This window comes from Nonomuraea sp. NPDC049655, assembly GCF_044465465.1.
GTDB lineage: Bacteria > Actinomycetota > Actinomycetes > Streptosporangiales > Streptosporangiaceae > Nonomuraea.
The window spans coordinates 528,078-546,933 of the sequence record NZ_JBITLS010000002.1 but is presented as its reverse complement, the minus strand read 5'-3'; the positions used below and the strand labels follow the sequence as shown (position 1 = coordinate 546,933).

Here is an 18,856-nt window from a genome sequence, read left to right as displayed (position 1 = left end):
CCACGCCACGAATTCGAGAAAAATTCGCGTAACGCCGTGATCAGCCGCAATCGGCCGGGATTGGCCGCGATCAGCCGTCGTCAGCCGGGGCAGGTCGCCCGGTAGGGCACCTCGGGCAGATGCCGGGCCCAGTCCGCGGCCGACAGGCCCCCGTAGCGGGCGCACACCGCCGACGCAGGATCGCCGGCCGCGGGCGACCGGGCCAGGTCCAGCGTGAGCACCGTCCCGCCGGCGGCCAGCACGCGGGCCGTACGCCCGTCGTCCGCCAGCACCGCCCGCGGCGGCCGGTCCGCGCCGCCCACCGGCACCTGGCGTTCGGCCAGCAGCACGCGGTCGGGGACGCGCCACACCCGCACCCGGTCGTTGTCCGTCCCGGCCAGCAGCCGCCCGTCCGGGCTGAAGCGCAGGTGGCCGGGGGAGGGGCGCAGCCGGGTGCCGAGCACGGGCACGCCGTCCAGGTCGTAGATCTGGATGCCGGTCTCCTCGGCGATGGCCACCCGCTCGCCGTCCGGCGCGAACGTCGTGTACTCCCACGGCATCCGGTCCAGCCACGGCGCGGGCGTGACGCGGCCGCCGCGCCTGATCGCCGAGCGCCGGCCCTCGAACGTCAGCGCCACCCGATCGCCGGGACCGGCCACCGCGTACTCGCCGACGAAGGCCGCCCGGCGGGCCCGCAGGTCCCAGGCCCACCGCTCGCCCGACTGCCGGGCCGCCGCGAACAGCAGCCCGCCGCCCGGGCTGAACCACGCCGACTGCTCGCCCGGCGCCCCCAGCCCCCTCCCGAACGGCGGCCCCACGCCCTGCCCCGACGCGGTGTCCCACAGGTACGACCGGTCCACGCCGACGAAGGCCAGCGTGCGCCCGTCGGGGGACCAGGCCATCGCCCGCACGCTCTGCTCGGGACCGGCCGTCTCGGCCAGCCGCCGGCGCCCGGGGACGTCGTAGACGCGCACCGTGTCGTCGGTCAGCGCGGCCAGCCGGGAGCCGTCGTCGCTGATCGCGTACAGCGAGCGCGGCCCGGCGTGCGGGTCGGTGAAGACGTCCACGGCCGGGTCGGCGGCCGCCGCCGTCAGCGCCCGCCGCGCCTGCGGCACCTGGGCCAGCCGCCAGGCCGCCAGGCTCAGCCGGCGCGCGGTCACCGGATCGGCCACCCGCAGCGCCTCGGCCCGCGACGCGGCGACCTTGGCCATCGCCTGCTCCAGCCGCCCGTCGGCGGCCCCGCGCTGCCACACCGCGAGCAGCGCCGCCAGCAGCGCGACCGACAACAGGCCGGACAGCAGCCCGACCACGAGCCTCCGGCGCCTGCGCGCGCCGCCGCGGGCCCGCGCGAGCCCCTCGTCCAGGAAGGTCTGCTCGCCGGGGCTCAGGGTGACCCGCCGCCGCCCGCCGGCCGCCCAGGCCATCGCCCGGTCGAGGGGTTCGCCCTGGTAGAGGTCGGACTCGCGGCGCCCGCCCGCCTCCCAGGCCCGTGCCGCCCTGGCCAGCTCCCGGTGCACGGCCAGGCCGTCCCGCTCGCCGTCCAGCCATTCGTGCAGGCGCGGCCAGGCCCGCAGCAGGGCCGTGTAGGTGATCGTGAGGGATCCCCGGTCGCCGATCGTCAGGATTCCGGCCTTCCCGTACGCCTCCAGCACCCGGTCGATCGCGGCCACCTCGTCGGGGGCGCGTCCGGCGACCAGGTCGTCGCGGAGGGCGGGGGCCACGGTGTCGCCGCCGGACTCGTCGAGCCCGACCAGGCGCAGGAAGACCTCGGGCACCAGATCCTGGTCCGCCCGGCAGAGCTGGAGGTAGAGGGCCTCGGCGCGGACGCCGAGCGGCGGGTCGTCGACGGGCTCCGGCGGCAGCAGGCGGCCGAGCTGGGACTGCGGGGCGTCGAGCAGGGACATGAGCAGGTGGCGGGCGTCCGGGCGGCGCTCGGGGTCGTCGTGGAGCGCGGCGGCGACCAGGCCGCGTAACAGCCGGTCGAGGCGCTCCCCGTTGCCTAATCGCTCGGTGAGCCCGTACGCGGCGAACAGCAGGACGCGCCCCCACGCCCGCACGTCGTCCGCCGGGCCGGCCTCGGCGTCGGCCAGCCCCAGCCCGACCAGGCGCGGCCCCTCGGCGCCCAGGATGATCTTGTCGGGCGTGAGCGACCCGTGCACCGCGCCCGCCTCGTGCACCGCGGCCAGCGCGGTGGCCGTGGCGGCGGCCAGGCGGTAGAGGTCGTCACCGGCGAAGGGGCCGTGCCGCTCGACGACCTGGCGCAGCGTCGGCCCCTCGATGTACTCGCTGACCAGATACGGCGGATCGCCCTGCGGGCACGCCTCGACCAGTCGCGCCGCGTGCACCGAGCGCACCTGCGGGACCGTCGCGTACGCGCCCGGTCCGGGCAGGTGGAGGGCATGGCGACCGCCCGACTCGTCGTAGGCCTCGCGGACGGTGGTCCGCCCGCCGCCGTCGAGCCGGGCGCCGAGCCAGTAGCCTCCCAGCCGATCAGTCATGCGGGATTAGATGCCGCCTTCCGTTCAGCGGTTCAGTCGAGCCCGGTGCTCCGGCCATTCCTCTTCGAGGATGCCGAAATAGACCGTGTCGCGCCAGGTGCCGTCGGGCCTTCTGCGGTGGCGGCGCAGGGTTCCCTCGTGCACGCCGCCGATGCGCCGGATGGCGGCCTGGGAGCGCAGGTTCAGCACGTCGGTCTTGAGCAGGACCCGGTTGAATCCGAGGCCGAAGGCGTGGTCGAGCAGCAGCAGCTTGCAGTTGGTGTTCACCGCGGTGCGCCAGTGGGCGCGGCCGTACCAGGTCCAGCCGATCTCGACGCTGTCGTCGAAGCCGGGCACGTCGATGTAGGTGGTCCAGCCGCCCGGCCGTCCGGTCTCCTTGGGGATCACCGCGAACGGCACGTGCTGGTCGTCGCCGATGAGCGCGCGGGCCGTCCTGGTCAGGTCCTCCTCGGTGCGCGGGGTGGCGATCGGCAGCCAGCGCCACAGCTCGTCGTCCCCGCCGCCGGCGGCGAACAGGTCGGGGACGTGGTCCAGGGTGAGCGGTTCGAGGCGCACGACGTCGTTCTCCAGCACCACGGGCGCGGGCAGCTTGGCGGTCATGCCGCCACGATAGGCGGCGCTCCCGTCGCAGGTTGACGGCCACCTGGCCCTTTTTGCGGGGAACCACCTGTCGACATCCATACCGGCCGGTCGGTAGGCTCACCGGCATGGACTTCGCCTTCGACACCGTCACCGAGGACCTGCGCGAGCGCCTGCTCCGCTTCATGGACGAATGCGTCTATCCGGCCGAGCCCGCCTTCGAGGAGCAGGCCGCGGCCGCCGGCTGGAGCCCGCCACCGCTGCTCGACGACCTCAAGGACGAGGCGAGGAAGCGCGGCCTGTGGAACCTGTTCCTGCCGGGCGCGCACGGCGCCGGCCTGACGAACCTCCAGTACGCCCCGCTGGCCGAGATCATGGGCCGCAGCCCCAGCATCGCCCCCACCGCCACCAACTGCGCCGCCCCCGACACCGGCAACATGGAAGTGTTGTCGATGTTCGGCAGCCAGTGGCAGCGCGAGGAGTGGCTGCGCCCGCTGCTCGACGGCGAGATCCGGTCGGCCTTCGCGATGACCGAGCCCGACGTCGCCTCCTCCGACGCCACCAACATCGCCACCTCGATCGTCCGCGACGGCGGCGAGTACGTCATCAACGGCCGCAAATGGTTCATCTCCGGCGCGATGAACCCCAATTGCAAGATCTTCGTCGTCATGGGCAAGACGAACCCCGACGCGCCCAAGCACCGGCAGCAGAGCATGGTCCTGGTGCCGCGCGACACCCCGGGGCTGCACGTCAAGCGCGGCATGCACGTCTTCGGCTACACCGACGCCGACCACGGCGGCCACGCCGAGGTGATCTTCGAGGACGTGCGCGTACCGGCCGAGAACCTGATCGGCGAGGAGGGCGGCGGCTTCGCCATCGCGCAGGCCAGGCTCGGCCCCGGCCGCATCCACCACTGCATGCGCCTGATCGGCATGGCCGAGCGCGCGGTCGAGCTGATGTGCGAGCGGGCCCTGGCCAGGACGGCGTTCGGCAAGCCGGTCGCCCAACAGGGCGTGGTCCAGGACTGGATCGCCGAGTCCCGCATCAGGATCGAGCAGTTGCGCCTGCTCGTGCTCAAGACCGCCTGGCTCATGGACACCGTGGGCAACCAGGGCGCCCACACCGAGATCCAGGCCATCAAGATCTCCACCCCGATCACCGTCGAATGGATCCTGGACAAGGCCATCCAGGTGCACGGCGCGGGCGGCGTCTCCCAGGACTTCCCGCTGGCCGCGCTCTGGGCGGGCGCCCGGTCCCTGCGCCTGGCCGACGGTCCCGACGAGGTGCACAAGCGGTCCCTGGCCTATCGCGAGCTGAAGAGGTTCATGTGAACGAAGCGCAGATCAAGGAGCGCGTGCGCGCGTTCCTGGGCGAGCACGACCCCGAGGGGGACCGGCTGGAGTTCCTGCGGGCCAGGTTCGACGCCGGGCTGGCCTGGGTCTGGTTCCCCGAAGGGCTCGGCGGCCTCGGCGCGGCCAGGGAGCTGCAGCAGGTGGTCGAGCACGAGCTGGCCGGCACGCCGCAGATCAACAGCGGCGTCCAGGGCATCGGCCTCGGCATGGCCGCGCCGACGATCCTGGCGTTCGGCACGCCGGAGCAGAGACGGCGCTTCCTGCGCCCGCTGTGGACCGGCGAGGAGATCTGGTGCCAGCTCTTCAGCGAGCCCGGCGCCGGCTCCGACCTGGCCACGCTCGCCACCCGCGCGGTCCGGGACGGCGAGGAGTGGGTGATCGACGGCCAGAAGGTCTGGACGTCGGGCGCCCACCACTCCCGCTGGGCCATCCTGGTCACCCGCACCGACCCGGACGTGCCCAAGCACCGCGGCATGACGTACTTCGTCTGCGACATGCACGCCCCCGGCGTCGAGGTGCGGCCGCTGCGGCAGATCACCGGCGAGGCCGAGTTCAACGAGGTGTTCCTGACCGGCGTGCGGCTATCCGACGACCTGCGGCTGGGCGAGGTCGGCGACGGCTGGCGGGTCGCGCAGACCACGCTGATGAACGAGCGCGTCGCGATCGGCGGCGCACCCGTCCGGCGCGGCGGCGGCATGGTCGGCGCGGTGCTGGAAGCCTGGCGCGCGCACCCCGAGCTGCGCACCCACGACCTGCACCAGCGGCTGCTGGCGCTGTGGGTGGAGGCCGAGGTCACCCGCCTGTCAGGGGCCCGGCTGCGCGAGCAGCTCGCCGCCGGCCAGCCCGGTCCCGAGGGCTCGGGCATGAAGTTGTCGTTCGCCAAGCTCAACCAGGCGCTGTCCGGCTTCGACGTCGAGCTCCGCCGCGACCTGGGCTACGACGACTGGACGTTCCGCCGCTCGGAGGACGTCGACTTCTACGGCCGCGGCCCCGGCTACCGCTACCTGCGGGCCAAGGGCAACTCGATCGAGGGCGGCACGTCCGAGATCCTGCGCAACATCATCTCCGAACGGGTGCTCGGCCTGCCCTCCGAGCCCCGCGTCGACAAGGACGTGCCCTGGAAGGACCTGCCGCGATGACTCTGCTCTACTCCGAGGTCGAGGAGGAGCTCCGGGCGGCCGTGCGCGGCCTGCTCGCCGACCGCTGCCCGCCCGCCGCGGTGCTCGGGCGCGTCGAGTCGCAGCCCTACGACCTGGACCTGTGGAAGACGCTGGCGGGCGAGATCGGCGTCGCCGGGCTCCTGGTGCCCGAGGAACTGGGCGGCGCGGGCGCGTCGGCCAGCGAGGTGGCCGTCGTGCTGGAGGAGCTGGGCCGGGCCGTGGCGCCGGTGCCGTTCCTGACCAGCGCGGTGCTGGCCACCAAGGCGCTGCTGCCCACCGGTGACGCCCTGCTCGGCGAGCTGGCCGAAGGACGCAGGACGGCGGCGCTGGTCGTGTCGTTCGCGGCCTCGCCGTACCGGCCGGAGCGCGGGTCGTCGGTGCGGCTGGCGGGCGGGCGGCTGTCCGGCGCCGTCACCGGGGTGGCCGGCGCGGACGTGGCCGACGTGCTCCTCGTCCCCTTCGAGGGCAGGCTGTACGAGGTCGAGGGCGCCACCGTCGAGGTCGTGCCCTCGCTCGACCTGACCAGGCCGGTCGCCACCGTCACCCTGTCCGGGGCGCCGGCCCGCGACGTGGGGGAGTGCGACCTGGCCGGCGTGCTGAGGTTCGGGGCCGGGCTGCTGGCCTCCGAACAGGTCGGCGTGGCCGAGTGGTGCCTGGACACGACGCTCGCCTACGTCAAGGAGCGCCACCAGTTCGCCCGGCCGGTCGGCTCGTTCCAGGCGATCAAGCACCGGCTGGCCGACCTCTGGCTGGACGTGGTCAGGGCCAGGGCCGCCGCCCGCGGCGCGGCCGCCGATCCCGGGGACATCGCGGTCGCGGTGGCGCAGTCGTGGAACGCCGGGGTGGCGGTGCACGCCGCCGAGGAGGCGGTGCAGCTCCACGGCGGGATCGGGATGACCTGGGAGCATCCCGTGCACCTGTATCTCAAGCGCGCCAAGGCCACCGAGATCGCGCTCGGCACGCCCGGCGACCATCGGGAGGCGCTGGCCTCACTCGCCGGCGTCCCCGGCCCCGAGGGAGTTCAGCAGTAGGTCGGCGAAGTGCTTGCCCACCTGGGCGCCGGTCAGCGGCCCGTCCGCGTGGAACCAGGTGCCCAGGTGGTGCACCGAGCCGAAGAAGTAGTCCACGACCAGCTCGGCGGGCACCCGGTCGCTGAGGACGCCCGTGCGCTGCCCCTCGGCCACCAGGTCGCGGAAACGTTCGTGGTAGCGGCGGCGCTCGGCGCGCACGGTCTTCTGCTTCTCGGTCGCGAGCAGGTGCATCGACCTGAAGAAGATCTTGGAGTCGTCGAGGTTGGCGGTCGTCGTCTCCACGACGTCGGCCGCGGCCCGGTGCAGCCGCTCGCGGACCGTGCCGGGGCCGTCGGCGATGCGCGTCAGCCGGTCCATCTGCATGCGGAGCAGACGGGCGTAGATCTCGTGCAGCAGATCGTCTTTTGAGTCAAAATAGTGGTACATGGCGCCCTTGGTGACGCCGGCCGCCTGGACGATCTCCTGGACCGAGGTCCCCTCGAATCCACGGGCCGCGAACAGCCTGGTCGCCTCGGCGAGCAACCGCTGCCGGACGGGTTCTTCCTTCACATCGTCCCCCTTGTCACCCGCCATAGCATACCGACTGGTCGGTTGACGGTCTTGCAGGTTTTATTTGCGTCACCTTAGGCTCACCTTGGTTCGTGCTTGGGTATGCCTTAGACCGGCGAGGGATCTTCGGAGTGGCAGATCCTGAGGGTTTCTACTCATTCGGGGAGTTTGCCGTGCCCGGTGGCTCTATCTACGTGCAGCAGGACGAGAAGTACACAGGCTCATCCCCGCAGTGGTGGTACGAGAAGTTCTGGCGTGAGGACGCGCCCAACCGGCGCCGGTCCCGGTACGTCAAGGCGGGCGTGGGCGCGGTGGGCGGCATCCTGCTCGCGCTGCGGTTCGGCTCGGAGTACATGCTGTTCTGGGGGGCCGTCACCGCCGGTCTCGTGGCCGCCGTCGACTGGTACATCGACTGGCGCTCCTTCCGCGCGACGGCCGTCTGGCGCGGCGCCCGGCGCGGCGAGCTGATCACCGGCCGGCTGCTGCGCAGGCAGCTCGCCCGGCGCGGCTACCAGGTGCTCGACGGCCGCGCGATCCGCGACCAGGCCTCCATCGACCACCTCGTGATCGGCCCGACCGGCATCTGGGTCATCGACAACGAGTCCTGGAGCCCCGACACCGAGATCGGCTGCTACAACGGCAGGCTGTTCTTCAGCGAGAAGTACGGCACCAAGTGGGCCAAACCGCTGGTGGACACCGCCGAGGCCTTCGCCGAGCTGCTGACCCGCGAGACCGGGATCGAGGTCACGATCTCGCCCATGCTGGCCGTCCACTGCGGGCTGCTGCCGCGCGGCGGCATCGTGGTCGGCGAGGGGCTCACGCTGCTCAAGCCGCGCCTGGTGGCCAGGCGCATCAAGGCGGTCGACGGCGTGGTGTTCACCGACGAGCAGGTCGAGCTGCTGGCCCGCACCGCGGCCAGGGAGCTGCAGAAGGTCTGACCGCCGTCAGGCCAGCGTCTCGATGAACGCGGTGAGCTGGGCGACGTTGCGGCACTCGTGCATCTCGACCACGGTGCCGTACTCGCTCGCGACCGAGTCGCCGGTGTCCCACTGCTGCCTGGGCTCGGGGTTGAGCCAGTAGGCGTGGCGGGCCCCGGACGTCAGGCGCCTGAGCACGTCGAGGGCCGGCGGCTGGTAGTTGGAGCGGGCGTCGCCGAGGATCAGCAGCGACGTTCTCGGGCCGATGGCGTCGGAGTGGCGCTCGGCGAAGCCCTCCAGGGCGTGGCCGTAGTTCGTGCGTCCGAACCGTGACATGTCGGCCTCGTCCGCGAGCCGCGTCATGGCCTCCACGACGTCCGCGCCGGGCACGAAGAAGCGGGTGATCTCGTCCACCCGGTCCACGAACCCGAACGCCCGCACCTTCGTGAACTGCTCCCGCAGCGCGTACGTCAGCAGCAGCGTGAAATGGGCGAACGACGAGACCGAGTCGCTGGTGTCGCAGAGGATGACCAGCTCGGGCTTGTGCGGCCGGGGCGGTTTGAAGTGCGTGGTCAGCGGCACGCCGCCGCTCTGCAGCGAGGCCCGTACGGTGCGCCGGAAGTCCAGCCGCCCCCTGCGCCCCTTCCTGTGCTTGATCGTCAGCCGCGCGGCCAGCCGTCTGGCCAGCGGATGGACCTCCTTGCGCAGCCTGGCCAGGTCGGCCCTGGTGATGCGGAGGAAGTCGATCTGGTCGAGCGGCGGGCGCACGGCCGAGCGGGCGATGCGCTCGATCCCCGAGTCCTCGGCGATGCGCCGGCGCACGTCGGTGGCCACGGCCTCCTCGAACCGCCGGATGTTGCCGTTGACGCGCTGCCGCACGGTCTTCTCGGCCAGTCCGCCGCGTTCCTGCCCGGCCAGCACGTTCTGCAGGATGCGGGCCATCAGCGTCTCGGGCGACAGGGCGCGCAGGACGCTGTAGGAGAACCAGTTCTGGCGGCCAGGACCGGTGGTCTGCTGGCGGCCGAACCGCTCGACCATGGCCTGGGCGAACTCCCGCAGCTCTGCGTCCGTGCTGCCGGTGAGTAGCTCCGCCAGGCGCGCGCGCAGCTCGTCCACCGGGGCCGTCCGCGGGTCCAGGCGGGCCTCGGCGGGGCGGGGGGCGTACATGCCGGTCGTGGACGACGGGAACCACAGGTCGAACAGCACGTCGAAGCCGGGACGGTAGGCCGGCTTCTTGACCAGCGTGGCCGCGTAGGCGGCGCGCAGCGACTCCCGCTCGCTCAGGTCGATCACCCGCAGCGCGCGGGCCGCGTCGAGCCCCTCGGCGAGCGACACCGGCAGGCCCGCCTCGCGCAGCGCGTGCACGAAACCGACATGCCGGTCCACCAGCGATCCGCGCTCAGGCATCCGGCAGCCCCAGCTCCTTGATCGCCCGCGTCTGGTCGGAGGCGTGCTTGAGCACCACGCCCAGCGTCTCGGCCACCGTCGTCTCGTCCAGCTCCGCGCGGCCGAGGGCCAGCAGCGTGTTGGCCCAGTCGACGGTCTCGGCGACCGACGGCGCCTTCTTCAGCTCCAGCGCCCGCATGGTGGCGACCGTCCTGGCGAGCTGTTCGGCCAGGTCGGCGCGGATGGTCGGCACCTGCGCGAGCACGATGTCGCGCTCCCGCTCCGGCGTCGGGTACTCGATGTGCAGGTAGAGGCAGCGCCGCTTGAGCGCCTCGGACAGCTCGCGGGTGGCGTTGGAGGTCAGCAGCACGAACGGCTTACGGGTGGCGGCGATCGTGCCCAGCTCGGGGATGGTGACCTGGAAGTCCGACAGCAGCTCCAGCAGCAGGCCCTCGACCTCGACGTCGGCCTTGTCGGTCTCGTCGATGAGCAGCACGGTGGGGGCGGCCGACCTGATCGCCTTCAGCAGCGGGCGTTCGAGCAGGAACTCCTCGGTGAAGATGTCGTCGTCGGCGCTGGTGGCCTGGATGCGGAGCAGCTGCTTCTTGTAGTTCCACTCGTACAGGGCGCGGGCCTCGTCGAGACCTTCGTAGCACTGGAGGCGGACCAGCTCCGAGCCCGTCGCCTGGGCCACGGCCTTGGCGAGCTGCGTCTTGCCCACGCCGGCGGGCCCCTCGACCAGCAGCGGCTTGCCCAGCGCGGCGGCGAGGAACACCGAGGTGGAGATGGCGTCGTCGGAGAGGTAGTCCACGGCGGCGAGCCGCGCCGTCACGTCGGCGGGCGAGTCGAACATCGATGCTCCCTGTCTGCAGGCCGAACTTTATTCTAGCGGCAGGAGCTCGACCCAGGTCGATTCGACCAACATGCGGATCACCGGTATATTCCTCTCTGCAAGCGCCGCTAGCTCAGTTGGTTAGAGCAGCTGACTCTTAATCAGCGGGTCCGGGGTTCGAGTCCCTGGCGGCGCACCGCACGAAAACCCCAGTTCAGTACGCTGAGCTGGGGTTTTCGCATTTTCCCGCGGCTCTGGCCGAAGGTGCGAGCCCCCTGCTTCCACGGGCCGTTATGCAATCTTTGCTTGCGGCCAGAAGGAAGCTGCGTAATATGAACGTTCATATCGCTGAGCCCCGTTATCCCCGGTCAGCCGCACACTCCCCACTTCGTCATGCCTGGATGAGCCGTCAGAGGATATGAACGTTCAAATTTTTGCGGAGCCACCCGGCTACCTCGACTTCGCCCGGCTGGGGCCGCTCTCCCGCGCGGTCGCGGCGGTCCTGGCCGAGTCGGCCCGCCGCCGCGTCGGCGACATGCCGCTGGCCTGGTTCGAGGAGCAGGCGGCGCGGACGCGCTCGGCCGCGGCGCGGCTGCTGCGGGCGGCCGAGCACGAAGTGGCGTTCCTCTCCTCCACCAGCCACGGGCTGTTCGCCGCCGCCGCCGCGCTGCCCGGAGAGGGCGTGGTGCTGGTGCCCCGGGGTGAGTTCCCCGCGAACGTCTACCCCTGGCTGCGGTTCGAGGGGCGCGGCGGGCTGCGGGTGCGGTGGATCGACGAAGTGCGCCTCACCCCGCAGGTGCTGGCCGAGCACCTGGACGCGTCGGTCCGGGCACTCGCGGTCAGCGCGGTCGACGCGCTCACCGGCTACCCCGCGCCGCTGGGCGCGCTGAAGGAGGTGCTCGGGCCGGGACGCGTGCTGGTCGTGGACGCGATCCAGGGGCTGGGCGCCGTGCCGCTGGAGGTGGAGGCCGCCGACGTGCTGGTCTGCGGCGGGCAGAAGTGGCTGCGCGCCGGATGGGGGGCGGCTCTCTTCCTGGCCCGCGACCGCGTCGCCGGGCTGATGGCGCCAGGGCTCGGCGGGTGGTCGGGGGTCGAGGGCCCGCTGACGGGCCCCGCGCCCCGGCCGCCGCTCGCGGGAGCGGCCGCGCACACGATGACCAATCCCGACTGTTCCGGCGTCGCCGCCCTGGGCGTCGCGATCGAGCTGGTCCTGGAGGCCGGCGTCGCGGAGATCGGCCGCAGGACGGCCGACCGGCTGGGTGAGCTGCTCGACACGGCCCGCGCCGCTGGGGCACGGGTGCTGCTGGACGCGCCCGCCGGCGCCGGCGGTCCGGCGCCGCCCGGCGCCGGCCGTGGCGCCGCGGAGTGGAGCGGGATCGGGTCCTTCACGATGCCCGGCCGGGATCCGGCGGCCGTCCATGCCGCGCTGGCCGCCGCCGGGCTCACCACGACTCTGCGGGGCGAGTGGATCCGTCTCTCGCCCCACGCCACCACCTCGGGCGAGGCCGTACAGCGTCTGGCCGCCGCCCTGCACCCCCCGAGAAAGGAATCGTCATGAACCGACCTGCCGTCATGGTCGTCGCCGCGACTCTCGCCCTGGCCGTCACCGCCTGCGGCGGCGGGGGCGGGAGCGACCAGAGGTCCACCGGTCCCGTGAAGATCACGGTCTGGAGCTGGAAGCCCGCCTCCGACGGCCTGGCCTCGGTGGCCAAGGACTTCGAGCAGGCGAACCCCGGCATCAAGGTCGACGTCCAGGTGGTCGGGAACCCCGCGATCTGGGAGAAGATCACGGTGGGGATGGCCGCGGGCGGCAAGGGCCTGGGGGACGTCCTGCACATCGGCATCGACTACCTGCCCGGATACATGGAGAAGTTCCCCGGCGGGCTGGCGGACCTGAGCGCGCTGGGCGCCGACAAGTACAAGGACGCCTTCGCCAAGGGCCTGTGGCCGACGGTCACCGGCAAGGACGGCAAGGCGTACGCGATGCCGTGGGAGGTCAACCCGGTCGGGTTCTTCTACCGTTCGGACCTGTTCGACAAGGCGGGCATCGACTCCGCGGCGATCAGGACCTGGGACGACGCCATCGAGGCGGGCAAGAAGCTCAAGGAGAAGACGGGCGCCTACCTGATCGGCCTGAACAAGCCGGCGGCCGGCAGCGTGGACATGGACCTCTTCCAGTCGCTGCTGCAGCAGCAGGGCGCCTTCTACTTCGACCGTCAGGGCGCGGTCACGCTCTCCTCGGCGCCCGCCGTGCAGGCGATGACCCTGATCAAGAAGATGAACGACGCCGGGATCGTCGCCGACACCTCCGGCGAGGGGACGCGGAAGAAGCTGATCAGCGAGGACAAGGTGGCGGTGCTGCCGTGGGCGGCCTGGGCGGTCGGCTACATCCCCGAGATGTGGCCGGAGCAGAAGGGGCTCTGGCGCGTCATGCAGCCGCCGGCCGTCGTGCCGGGCGGCAAGCGCACCGCGATCGTCAACTCCACGTACCTGTCGGTCTCCGGAACCAGCCCGCACAAGGCGGAGGCGTTCAAGTTCCTTGAGTACGCGCTGACCAGGCCCGAGGTCATCAACAAGGTGTTCAAGGACGGCGGGGTCTTCCCCGCGCTGAACGACGCCTACGCCGACCCGCGGTTCACCGCCAAGACGGACTACTACGGCGGGCAGCCCGCGCTCAAGACCTTCGTGGACTCGCTGGGCGAGGGCGCGGACGCCACCTACTACTCCGGCGACTACGCCCGCGCGTTGAAGATCGCCAGTGACGCGCAGACCCAGGTCCTGCTGAAGGGCGCCGACCCGGCCGCCGCGCTGAGCCAGGCGGCCCAGCAGCTGTCCCAGCAGTCCGGCAGGAAGCTCGCGGGATGACCGCCCGCCTGCTCACCAGGAGAAACGTTCCGTACTTCCTGGTGCTGCCCGCGCTGCTCGGCTTCGTCTGCTTCAAGGGCTATCCGATCCTGGCGGCGGCCTACATCAGCCTGACGACCGGCGCCGGGGCGGCGCGCTCGTTCGCCGGGCTGGACAACTACGTCAGGCTGGTGAACGACCCGCTGTTCTGGACGTCGTTGTGGAACACCGCGCTGATCCTCGTCGTCCAGGTCCCGATCATGCTGATCCTCGCGCTGCTGCTGGCGCTGGGCCTCAACTCCAAGCTCGTACGGCTGCGCGCCCTGTGGCGGCTCGGCGTCTTCATGCCCTCGCTGACCGGCCTGGTCGCCTACGGCGTGATGTTCTCGGTGATCCTGAGCAAGGACTCCGGCCTGCTCAACTGGCTGCTCGGCCTCTTCGGCGTCAGCCCGATCGACTGGCTGGGCAGCCCCTTCTGGGCGCGAATCGCCATCGTCATCGCGCTGACCTGGCACTACTGCGGCTACAACGCGGTGATCTACCTGGCCGGGCTGCAGAGCATCGCGAAGGAGCTGTACGAGGCGGCGATGGTCGACGGCGCGGGAGCGGTCCGCCGCTTCTGGTCGATCACCGTCCCGCAACTGCGGCCGATCCTGCTGCTGACGATCGTGCTGTCGGCGATCGGCACGCTGCAACTGTTCGACGAGCCGTTCGTGCTCACCGGCGGCGGCCCGGACAACTCCACCCTGACGATCTCCCTCTACCTGTACCAGAACGGCTTCCGCTACTTCGACTTCGGTTACGCCTCGGCGATCGCCTACGCGCTCACGCTGATCGTGGCCGGCTTCGGGCTGGTGCAGCTCAAGCTCACCGGAGGCAGGAAATGAAGGGCTGGCTGCTGACCTTCGCGCTCGCCGCGTGCTTCGCCCTGTGCGTCGGCCCGTTCTACTGGCTGACCATGGCGGCCACGCACGCCAACGCCGACATCTTCGGCGCCACGCCCACGTTCTCGCCGGGCGACCAGCTCGGAGCGAACACCGCGAAGCTGGAGGAGTCCATCGGCCTGCTCCGCGTGCTGGGGAACACGCTGCTCGTGGCGACCGTCCAGACGTCGATCGCGCTGGTCGTGGCGTTGCTGGCGGGCTACGCGTTCGCCAAGTTCGAGTTCCGCGGCAGGAACGCCTTCTTCGTCCTGCTGCTGTCGACGCTGGTGATCCCGGGCGGCGTCACCATCATCCCGATCTTCGAGATGATGAACGACCTCGGGCTGATCGACACCTTCCCGGCGCTCATCCTGCCGAACCTGACCGTTCCGTTCGGGATCTTCCTCATCCGGCAGTCGCTGCAGGCCGTACCCGACGAGTTGCTCGACGCGGCGCGCGTGGACGGGGCGGGGGAGCTCCGGGTGCTGTGGCGGGTGGTGGTGCCGGTCATGCGGCCCGCGCTCGCGGCGTTGGCGGTCTTCCTGTTCCTCGGCGCGTGGAACGACTTCCTGTGGCCGCTGATCGCGCTCCGCACGCCCGAGATGTTCACCCTGCCGGTCGCGCTGGCCACCCTCCAGGGGCTGGCCAGGACCGACTTCGGCCAGGTCATGGTGGGCACCGCGATCTCCGCGCTGCCCATGATGATCCTCTTTCTCATCCTTCAGAAACAGTTCATCTCCGGCCTGCTGGCCGGGGCCACGAAAGGTTGACCATGCAGATCTGGGAGCCGCACGCCCTCGGGGAGACGACCGTCGTCCGCGCGGGCGAGGTCGAGGTGGCGATAGCCGGTACGGAGGCGATCACGGTCACCCCGGTCGCGCCGGACGTCTGGCTGATCGACGCCCCCGAAGGGAAGGCGGCGCAGTGGAGACTGCCGTGCGTCGACGCCGCGGCCTTCTGGACGCCGGGCTCGGGCGCCCGCTGGATCCCGCCGATCTGGAGCTCTCCGACGGCGGCCGGGCTGGTCTCCGGCGCGCCCGTCGTCAGCCTCGTCGGCACGGCGGGGGCCAACGTGTGCACGGTGGCCCTGGCCTCGGTGACCGGCAGCTTCACCGGCGGCGTCATCGAGGAGACCGGCGAGTTCGTCTTCACCGTGCAGGGCGAGGGGCTGCGGATCCGGCTGGACCTGTCGGACCGGCAGTTCTCCGCGGCGCTGACCGAGGTCGCCGGATGGTGGCAGGAGGGCCGCGACCTGCCGCCCACGCCGCGTCAGGCCAGGCTGCCCGTGTACTCGACCTGGTACAGCATGCACCAGGAGGTCTCGCGGGAGTCGGTGGAGCTCCAGGCCCGTCTGGCGAAGGAGCTGGGCTGCGCCACGATGATCGTGGACGACGGGTGGCAGACGGCCGACCGGTCGCGGGGATACGCCTTCTGCGGCGACTGGGAGCCCAACATCCCCGACATCCGGCAGCACATCCAGCGGGTCCAGAGCGACGGCATGGCCTACCTGCTGTGGTACGCGCTGCCGTTCGTGGGCAAGCACAACGCCGCGTTCGAGCGTTTCGAGGGGAAGTTCCTGCGCTACCTCGACCACATGGACGCGGCCGTCCTCGACCCGCGTCACCCCGAGGTGCGCGCGTTCCTCGTCGACAAGCTGGCGCGAGCGGTGGAGGAGTGGGGCGCGGACGGCCTCAAGATCGACTTCGTCGACCGGTTCGGCACCGACGAAGGGGTGGACGAGCTGCTGCGCGAGCTCGACGTCAGGCTCCGGGCGGCGAAGCCGGACGTGCTGATCGAGCACCGCCAGCCGTACACGAGCCCGGGTCTGTGGCCGTACGCGAACATGGTCAGGGCGGTGGACTGCCCGCTCAGCCCGCAGGAGAACCGGCAGCGGACGATCGACCTGCGGCTGACCGCCGGACCTCAGGCCGTGCACTCGGACATGATCCTCTGGCATCCGGACGAGTCCGCCGAGCAGGTCGCGGTCCACCTGATCAACGTGCTCTTCTCGGTGCCGCAGATCTCCGTGGACCTGGCGGCCCAGCGGCCCGACCAGCTCGCCGCCATCCGGTTCTGGCTGGGCGTCTTCCGCCGCCACCTCGCCACGCTGCAGCTCGGCGTGCTGGAACCGCACGGGGTCGAGCACGGATACCCGCTGGTGCGGGCCTACAGTGAGGAGAGCGAGGTCGTGGCCCGGTACGCTGCCCTGCCTGTGGACGTGCCGGAGATCGCGGAGCTGCTCGTGGCCAACGCCGCCCCCGACACCCGCGTCGTCCTGTACGGGCGGGGTGTCGCGACGGCCGAGGTCCGCGACTGCGGCGGGCGGCTCGTGAGCGAGAGCGAGCTGCGCTTCACCTCCGGCGCGAGCGTGGTCGAGGTACCCGTGGGGGGCCTGCTGACGGTGAGGAGAGACTGAGTGGCGGCACGCCGTGGGATCACCATCGAGGACGTCGCCCGCGCGGCGGGCGTGTCCCGCCAGACGATCTCCAACGCGCTCAACGCCCCCCAGCGGCTCAAGCCGGAGACGCTGGAACGGGTGACCCGGCTGATCGAGGAGCTCGGCTACCGGCCCGACCAGTCGGCGCGCAGCCTCAAGTCGGGCACCAGGCGCATCATCGCCTACCCGACGCCGGTGGACGACCCCGCCAACCCCAACCCGCTGATGGGCGGGTTCCTGGAGGCCGTGGTGGCCTCGGCCGGTGAGGTCGGCTACCGGATCCTGCTGCTGCGGCCGCGTCCGGGCCAGAGCCAGGAGCAGGCACTGGACGAGGTGATCGCGGCCCGCACCGTGGACGCCTTCCTGCTGTCGGACGTGATGCGTGACGACCCCAGAGTCGCGCACCTGACCGCGGCGGGATTCCCGTTCGCCGCGTTCGGCAGGACGATGCCGGACCAGCCGCAGTCGTGGGTGGACGTCGACAGCGTTCAGGCGGTCATCGAGCTGGTCGGGCTGCTGGCCGCCAGGGGGCATCGGCGCGTGGCCTTCCTGGCCTCCGTCGGCGCGCAACCGTGGATGGAGGACCGCAGAGAGGGCTTCCGCGCCGGCGTCCGCAGGCACGGCCTGGTGGGACAGGAGTTCTCCGCGCCGGGCGACGGCCCCGCTGAGCTCGTCACGGTCACCCGTGAGCTGCTGCGCGGCCGCAACCGCCCGACGGCCGTCGTGGCCGCCGGTGACTGGCTCGCGCTCGGCGTCTACGCCGCGGCCAGGGAGGAGGGCATCGAGATCGGCGCCGATCTCGCTCTGGCCGCCTTCGACGACCTTCCCCTCACCGCGTTCCTCCATCCCGCCCTGACCACGGTACGGCTGCCGCTCCAGCGCATCGCGCGGGCGCTGATCGGCCGGCTGATCCAGACGGTGGAGGACGGCGCGACCCCTCAGGCGGGGCTGCTGCTGCCCGGGGAGCTGGTGATCCGTCCCAGCATCGGCCCATGATGCGCATCGGCTCGGCCAGCTCCGAGCTGGTCGCGATGTTCGAGTGGGCCCGGGCGAGGGCGCTGCGCCTGCGGCACGAGGGCGGCACGTGGGGCCCCGTCGACGTCGACGAGCACCGGCCCGCGGGGACGGGACAGAGCCGCTACCTGCCCTCCTACTGGGCGGGTTACGCACACCGCAGCGGCTTCTACGCCCGCGACTTCGCCCACCAGATCGTCGGCGCGCACCTGCTCGGCATGGCCGAGGCCAACCTCACCATGCTGCGCTGCTTCGCCGCCTCGGCCACCCCCGAGCACGGCTTCCACCCGGTGTGGGCGTTCAACTTCGACGGCTCCTACCTGTCCATCGACTACCGCGGCCCCGACTCCTTCGTCCGCGAGCTGCCCGCGGTGTACGAGCTGGTGGAGAAGGCCGCGGCCGCCTACCGCTGGACCTGGGACCGCGCCTATGTCGAGGATCCCGTGCTGTGGTCCTACTACCGCAACGCGGTGACGGAGATCGTGCCGCGTGCCACCGGAAGTGGGATCTTCCAGGGCGTGGCCAGCTACAACGAGCTGGCCGGCGAGCACCTGGCGGAGGCGGGGGACTCCGTCGGCTCCCGGTACCAGGCATACCTGGCGATGAGCGCCCTGAGCCGGGCCCGCGGCCTGGACGGCGAGGACTTCGCCTGCCGGGCCGCCGAGCTGAGGCGACACTTCAACGAGGTCTGGAGCGTCGGCGAGAACCCCGCGGACCTGGTGCGCGGCTACACCGTGGACGGCGCCCCCGTCACCGGATGGGGCTGCGAGAACAGCTGGTTCATGCCGCTCAAGGACCTCATCGAGCCGGGTCCGCGCAACGAGGCATACCTCGACTTCATCGACGCCCAAGCCGCCGGCCCCGGGCGTCCCCGCAACATCGAGGCATACACGTACCTGCCCGACACCTTCTTCCGCCACGACAGGAACGCGGCCGCCTGGCGCTGGATGCGGCACGTCTTCGACCGGCGTGCGGAACCGCACGTCGCGGGCGGGCTCAACGGCGACTACCCGGAGGTGTCCTTCACTCTCGTCAGCCAGGTCGTCGAGGGCCTGCTCGGCGTCACACCCGACGTGGACGCCGTGACCACGCTGTCCCACCTGCCCGACGACATCGCCTGGGCCGAGGTCTCGGGCATCCCCTTGGGCGACGGCACGATCACCGTCCGGCACGACGGCAGGACCGCCACCACGCTCACCAACACCTCCGGCGACACCACCTACCGCTGGGAGGCCCGCTTCCCGGATGCCCCCGCCGTGGTCACGCAGGTCGCGCCGGGACAGAGCGCCCTGGTCACCGCTCCCGGCCGTTCAGGGTGAGAGCGGGCTCGGCCGGCCTCCCGAAGGGGTGGCCGG

At 71.8% G+C, this 18,856-nt stretch carries 16 protein-coding genes and 1 tRNA gene; 12 read left to right on the top strand and 5 right to left on the bottom strand.

Annotated elements, in window-relative coordinates; translation table 11 throughout:
* Positions 1-80: 80 nt before the first annotated feature.
* Both ACIBQ6_RS07875 and ACIBQ6_RS07870 read right to left on the bottom strand, forming a co-directional pair.
* Positions 81-2,477 (bottom strand): hypothetical protein, encoded by a 2,397-nt coding sequence (locus ACIBQ6_RS07875; RefSeq protein WP_397210686.1) that lies wholly within the window; start codon positions 2,475-2,477, stop codon positions 81-83.
* Between the two features lie 24 nt (positions 2,478-2,501).
* Complete coding sequence (locus ACIBQ6_RS07870) at positions 2,502-3,077, bottom strand: GNAT family protein (RefSeq protein ID WP_358288267.1); 576 nt, start codon at positions 3,075-3,077, stop codon at positions 2,502-2,504.
* A 107-nt stretch (positions 3,078-3,184) separates the two neighbouring features.
* On the opposite strand from ACIBQ6_RS07870, the gene ACIBQ6_RS07865 reads away from it, so the two are divergent.
* Genes ACIBQ6_RS07865 through ACIBQ6_RS07855 form a run of 3 tightly spaced genes read left to right on the top strand, consistent with a single transcriptional unit; the run spans position 3,185 to position 6,599 of the window.
* Positions 3,185-4,387 carry an acyl-CoA dehydrogenase family protein gene (locus ACIBQ6_RS07865; protein WP_352352052.1) on the top strand — a complete coding sequence of 401 codons (1,203 nt, stop codon included), beginning with the start codon at positions 3,185-3,187 and terminating at the stop codon, positions 4,385-4,387.
* Positions 4,384-5,547: an acyl-CoA dehydrogenase family protein gene (locus tag ACIBQ6_RS07860; RefSeq protein ID WP_397210685.1), complete on the top strand. Its 1,164-nt coding sequence runs from the start codon at positions 4,384-4,386 to the stop codon at positions 5,545-5,547. The genes ACIBQ6_RS07865 and ACIBQ6_RS07860 overlap by 4 nt, the downstream gene beginning before the upstream one ends.
* Positions 5,544-6,599 (top strand): acyl-CoA dehydrogenase family protein, encoded by a 1,056-nt coding sequence (locus ACIBQ6_RS07855; RefSeq protein ID WP_397210684.1) that lies wholly within the window; start codon positions 5,544-5,546, stop codon positions 6,597-6,599. Before ACIBQ6_RS07860 ends, ACIBQ6_RS07855 begins: the two co-directional genes overlap by 4 nt.
* Here ACIBQ6_RS07855 and ACIBQ6_RS07850 read toward each other — a convergent pair.
* Positions 6,558-7,172 carry a TetR/AcrR family transcriptional regulator gene (locus tag ACIBQ6_RS07850; RefSeq protein WP_397172270.1) on the bottom strand — a complete coding sequence of 205 codons (615 nt, stop codon included), beginning with the start codon at positions 7,170-7,172 and terminating at the stop codon, positions 6,558-6,560. The two genes, ACIBQ6_RS07855 and ACIBQ6_RS07850, sit on opposite strands and share 42 nt — an antisense overlap.
* A 149-nt stretch (positions 7,173-7,321) precedes the next feature.
* Here ACIBQ6_RS07850 and ACIBQ6_RS07845 point away from each other — a divergent pair, with 149 nt between their 5' ends.
* The gene (locus ACIBQ6_RS07845) at positions 7,322-8,086 is read left to right on the top strand and encodes a nuclease-related domain-containing protein (RefSeq protein WP_397210683.1); all 765 of its coding nucleotides are present in this window, start codon (positions 7,322-7,324) and stop codon (positions 8,084-8,086) included.
* Between the two features lie 6 nt (positions 8,087-8,092).
* Here the strand turns inward: ACIBQ6_RS07845 and ACIBQ6_RS07840 are convergent, their stop codons facing one another.
* Together ACIBQ6_RS07840 and ACIBQ6_RS07835 are read right to left on the bottom strand one after the other, a co-directional pair.
* Complete coding sequence (locus tag ACIBQ6_RS07840) at positions 8,093-9,472, bottom strand: VWA domain-containing protein (RefSeq protein WP_397210682.1); 1,380 nt, start codon at positions 9,470-9,472, stop codon at positions 8,093-8,095.
* Positions 9,465-10,304 (bottom strand): MoxR family ATPase, encoded by an 840-nt coding sequence (locus ACIBQ6_RS07835; RefSeq protein WP_358288247.1) that lies wholly within the window; start codon positions 10,302-10,304, stop codon positions 9,465-9,467. Before ACIBQ6_RS07835 ends, ACIBQ6_RS07840 begins: the two co-directional genes overlap by 8 nt.
* 101 nt (positions 10,305-10,405) lie before the next feature.
* Between ACIBQ6_RS07835 and ACIBQ6_RS07830 the strand changes: the two genes are divergently transcribed.
* From ACIBQ6_RS07830 to ACIBQ6_RS07795, 8 genes are all read left to right on the top strand, one after another.
* A tRNA-Lys gene (locus ACIBQ6_RS07830) sits at positions 10,406-10,479 on the top strand.
* A 222-nt stretch (positions 10,480-10,701) separates the two neighbouring features.
* Complete coding sequence (locus ACIBQ6_RS07825; protein WP_397210681.1) at positions 10,702-11,841, top strand: aminotransferase class V-fold PLP-dependent enzyme; 1,140 nt, start codon at positions 10,702-10,704, stop codon at positions 11,839-11,841.
* Positions 11,838-13,148, top strand: coding sequence for an ABC transporter substrate-binding protein (locus ACIBQ6_RS07820; protein WP_397210680.1), 1,311 nt, complete (start codon positions 11,838-11,840; stop codon positions 13,146-13,148). Before ACIBQ6_RS07825 ends, ACIBQ6_RS07820 begins: the two co-directional genes overlap by 4 nt.
* On the top strand, positions 13,145-14,014 hold the full coding sequence (locus tag ACIBQ6_RS07815; protein ID WP_358288240.1) for a sugar ABC transporter permease: 870 nt from the start codon (positions 13,145-13,147) through the stop codon (positions 14,012-14,014). The genes ACIBQ6_RS07820 and ACIBQ6_RS07815 overlap by 4 nt, the downstream gene beginning before the upstream one ends.
* Positions 14,011-14,820: a carbohydrate ABC transporter permease gene (locus ACIBQ6_RS07810; protein ID WP_358288237.1), complete on the top strand. Its 810-nt coding sequence runs from the start codon at positions 14,011-14,013 to the stop codon at positions 14,818-14,820. The genes ACIBQ6_RS07815 and ACIBQ6_RS07810 overlap by 4 nt, the downstream gene beginning before the upstream one ends.
* A 2-nt stretch (positions 14,821-14,822) precedes the next feature.
* Positions 14,823-16,466, top strand: coding sequence for a glycoside hydrolase family 36 protein (locus ACIBQ6_RS07805; RefSeq protein ID WP_397210679.1), 1,644 nt, complete (start codon positions 14,823-14,825; stop codon positions 16,464-16,466).
* Entirely contained in the window at positions 16,467-17,483 is a 1,017-nt protein-coding gene (locus ACIBQ6_RS07800; protein ID WP_358288231.1) for a LacI family DNA-binding transcriptional regulator, read from the top strand.
* Positions 17,480-18,820: a hypothetical protein gene (locus tag ACIBQ6_RS07795; protein WP_397210678.1), complete on the top strand. Its 1,341-nt coding sequence runs from the start codon at positions 17,480-17,482 to the stop codon at positions 18,818-18,820. The genes ACIBQ6_RS07800 and ACIBQ6_RS07795 overlap by 4 nt, the downstream gene beginning before the upstream one ends.
* Positions 18,821-18,856: the final 36 nt, after the last annotated feature.

Excerpts from the sequence above, each read along its gene's own strand:
- ACIBQ6_RS07825 (WP_397210681.1), top strand. The coding sequence starts at position 10,702 with ATGAACGTTCAAATTTTTGCGGAGCCACCCGGCTACCTCGACTTCGCC.
- ACIBQ6_RS07875 (WP_397210686.1), bottom strand. The coding sequence starts at position 2,477 with ATGACTGATCGGCTGGGAGGCTACTGGCTCGGCGCCCGGCTCGACGGC.
- ACIBQ6_RS07840 (WP_397210682.1), bottom strand. The coding sequence starts at position 9,472 with ATGCCTGAGCGCGGATCGCTGGTGGACCGGCATGTCGGTTTCGTGCAC.
- ACIBQ6_RS07850 (WP_397172270.1), bottom strand. The coding sequence starts at position 7,172 with ATGGCGGGTGACAAGGGGGACGATGTGAAGGAAGAACCCGTCCGGCAG.
- ACIBQ6_RS07810 (WP_358288237.1), top strand. The coding sequence starts at position 14,011 with ATGAAGGGCTGGCTGCTGACCTTCGCGCTCGCCGCGTGCTTCGCCCTG.
- ACIBQ6_RS07835 (WP_358288247.1), bottom strand. The coding sequence starts at position 10,304 with ATGTTCGACTCGCCCGCCGACGTGACGGCGCGGCTCGCCGCCGTGGAC.
- ACIBQ6_RS07855 (WP_397210684.1), top strand. The coding sequence starts at position 5,544 with ATGACTCTGCTCTACTCCGAGGTCGAGGAGGAGCTCCGGGCGGCCGTG.
- ACIBQ6_RS07820 (WP_397210680.1), top strand. The coding sequence starts at position 11,838 with ATGAACCGACCTGCCGTCATGGTCGTCGCCGCGACTCTCGCCCTGGCC.
- ACIBQ6_RS07795 (WP_397210678.1), top strand. The coding sequence starts at position 17,480 with ATGATGCGCATCGGCTCGGCCAGCTCCGAGCTGGTCGCGATGTTCGAG.
- ACIBQ6_RS07865 (WP_352352052.1), top strand. The coding sequence starts at position 3,185 with ATGGACTTCGCCTTCGACACCGTCACCGAGGACCTGCGCGAGCGCCTG.
- ACIBQ6_RS07870 (WP_358288267.1), bottom strand. The coding sequence starts at position 3,077 with ATGACCGCCAAGCTGCCCGCGCCCGTGGTGCTGGAGAACGACGTCGTG.
- ACIBQ6_RS07805 (WP_397210679.1), top strand. The coding sequence starts at position 14,823 with ATGCAGATCTGGGAGCCGCACGCCCTCGGGGAGACGACCGTCGTCCGC.
- ACIBQ6_RS07815 (WP_358288240.1), top strand. The coding sequence starts at position 13,145 with ATGACCGCCCGCCTGCTCACCAGGAGAAACGTTCCGTACTTCCTGGTG.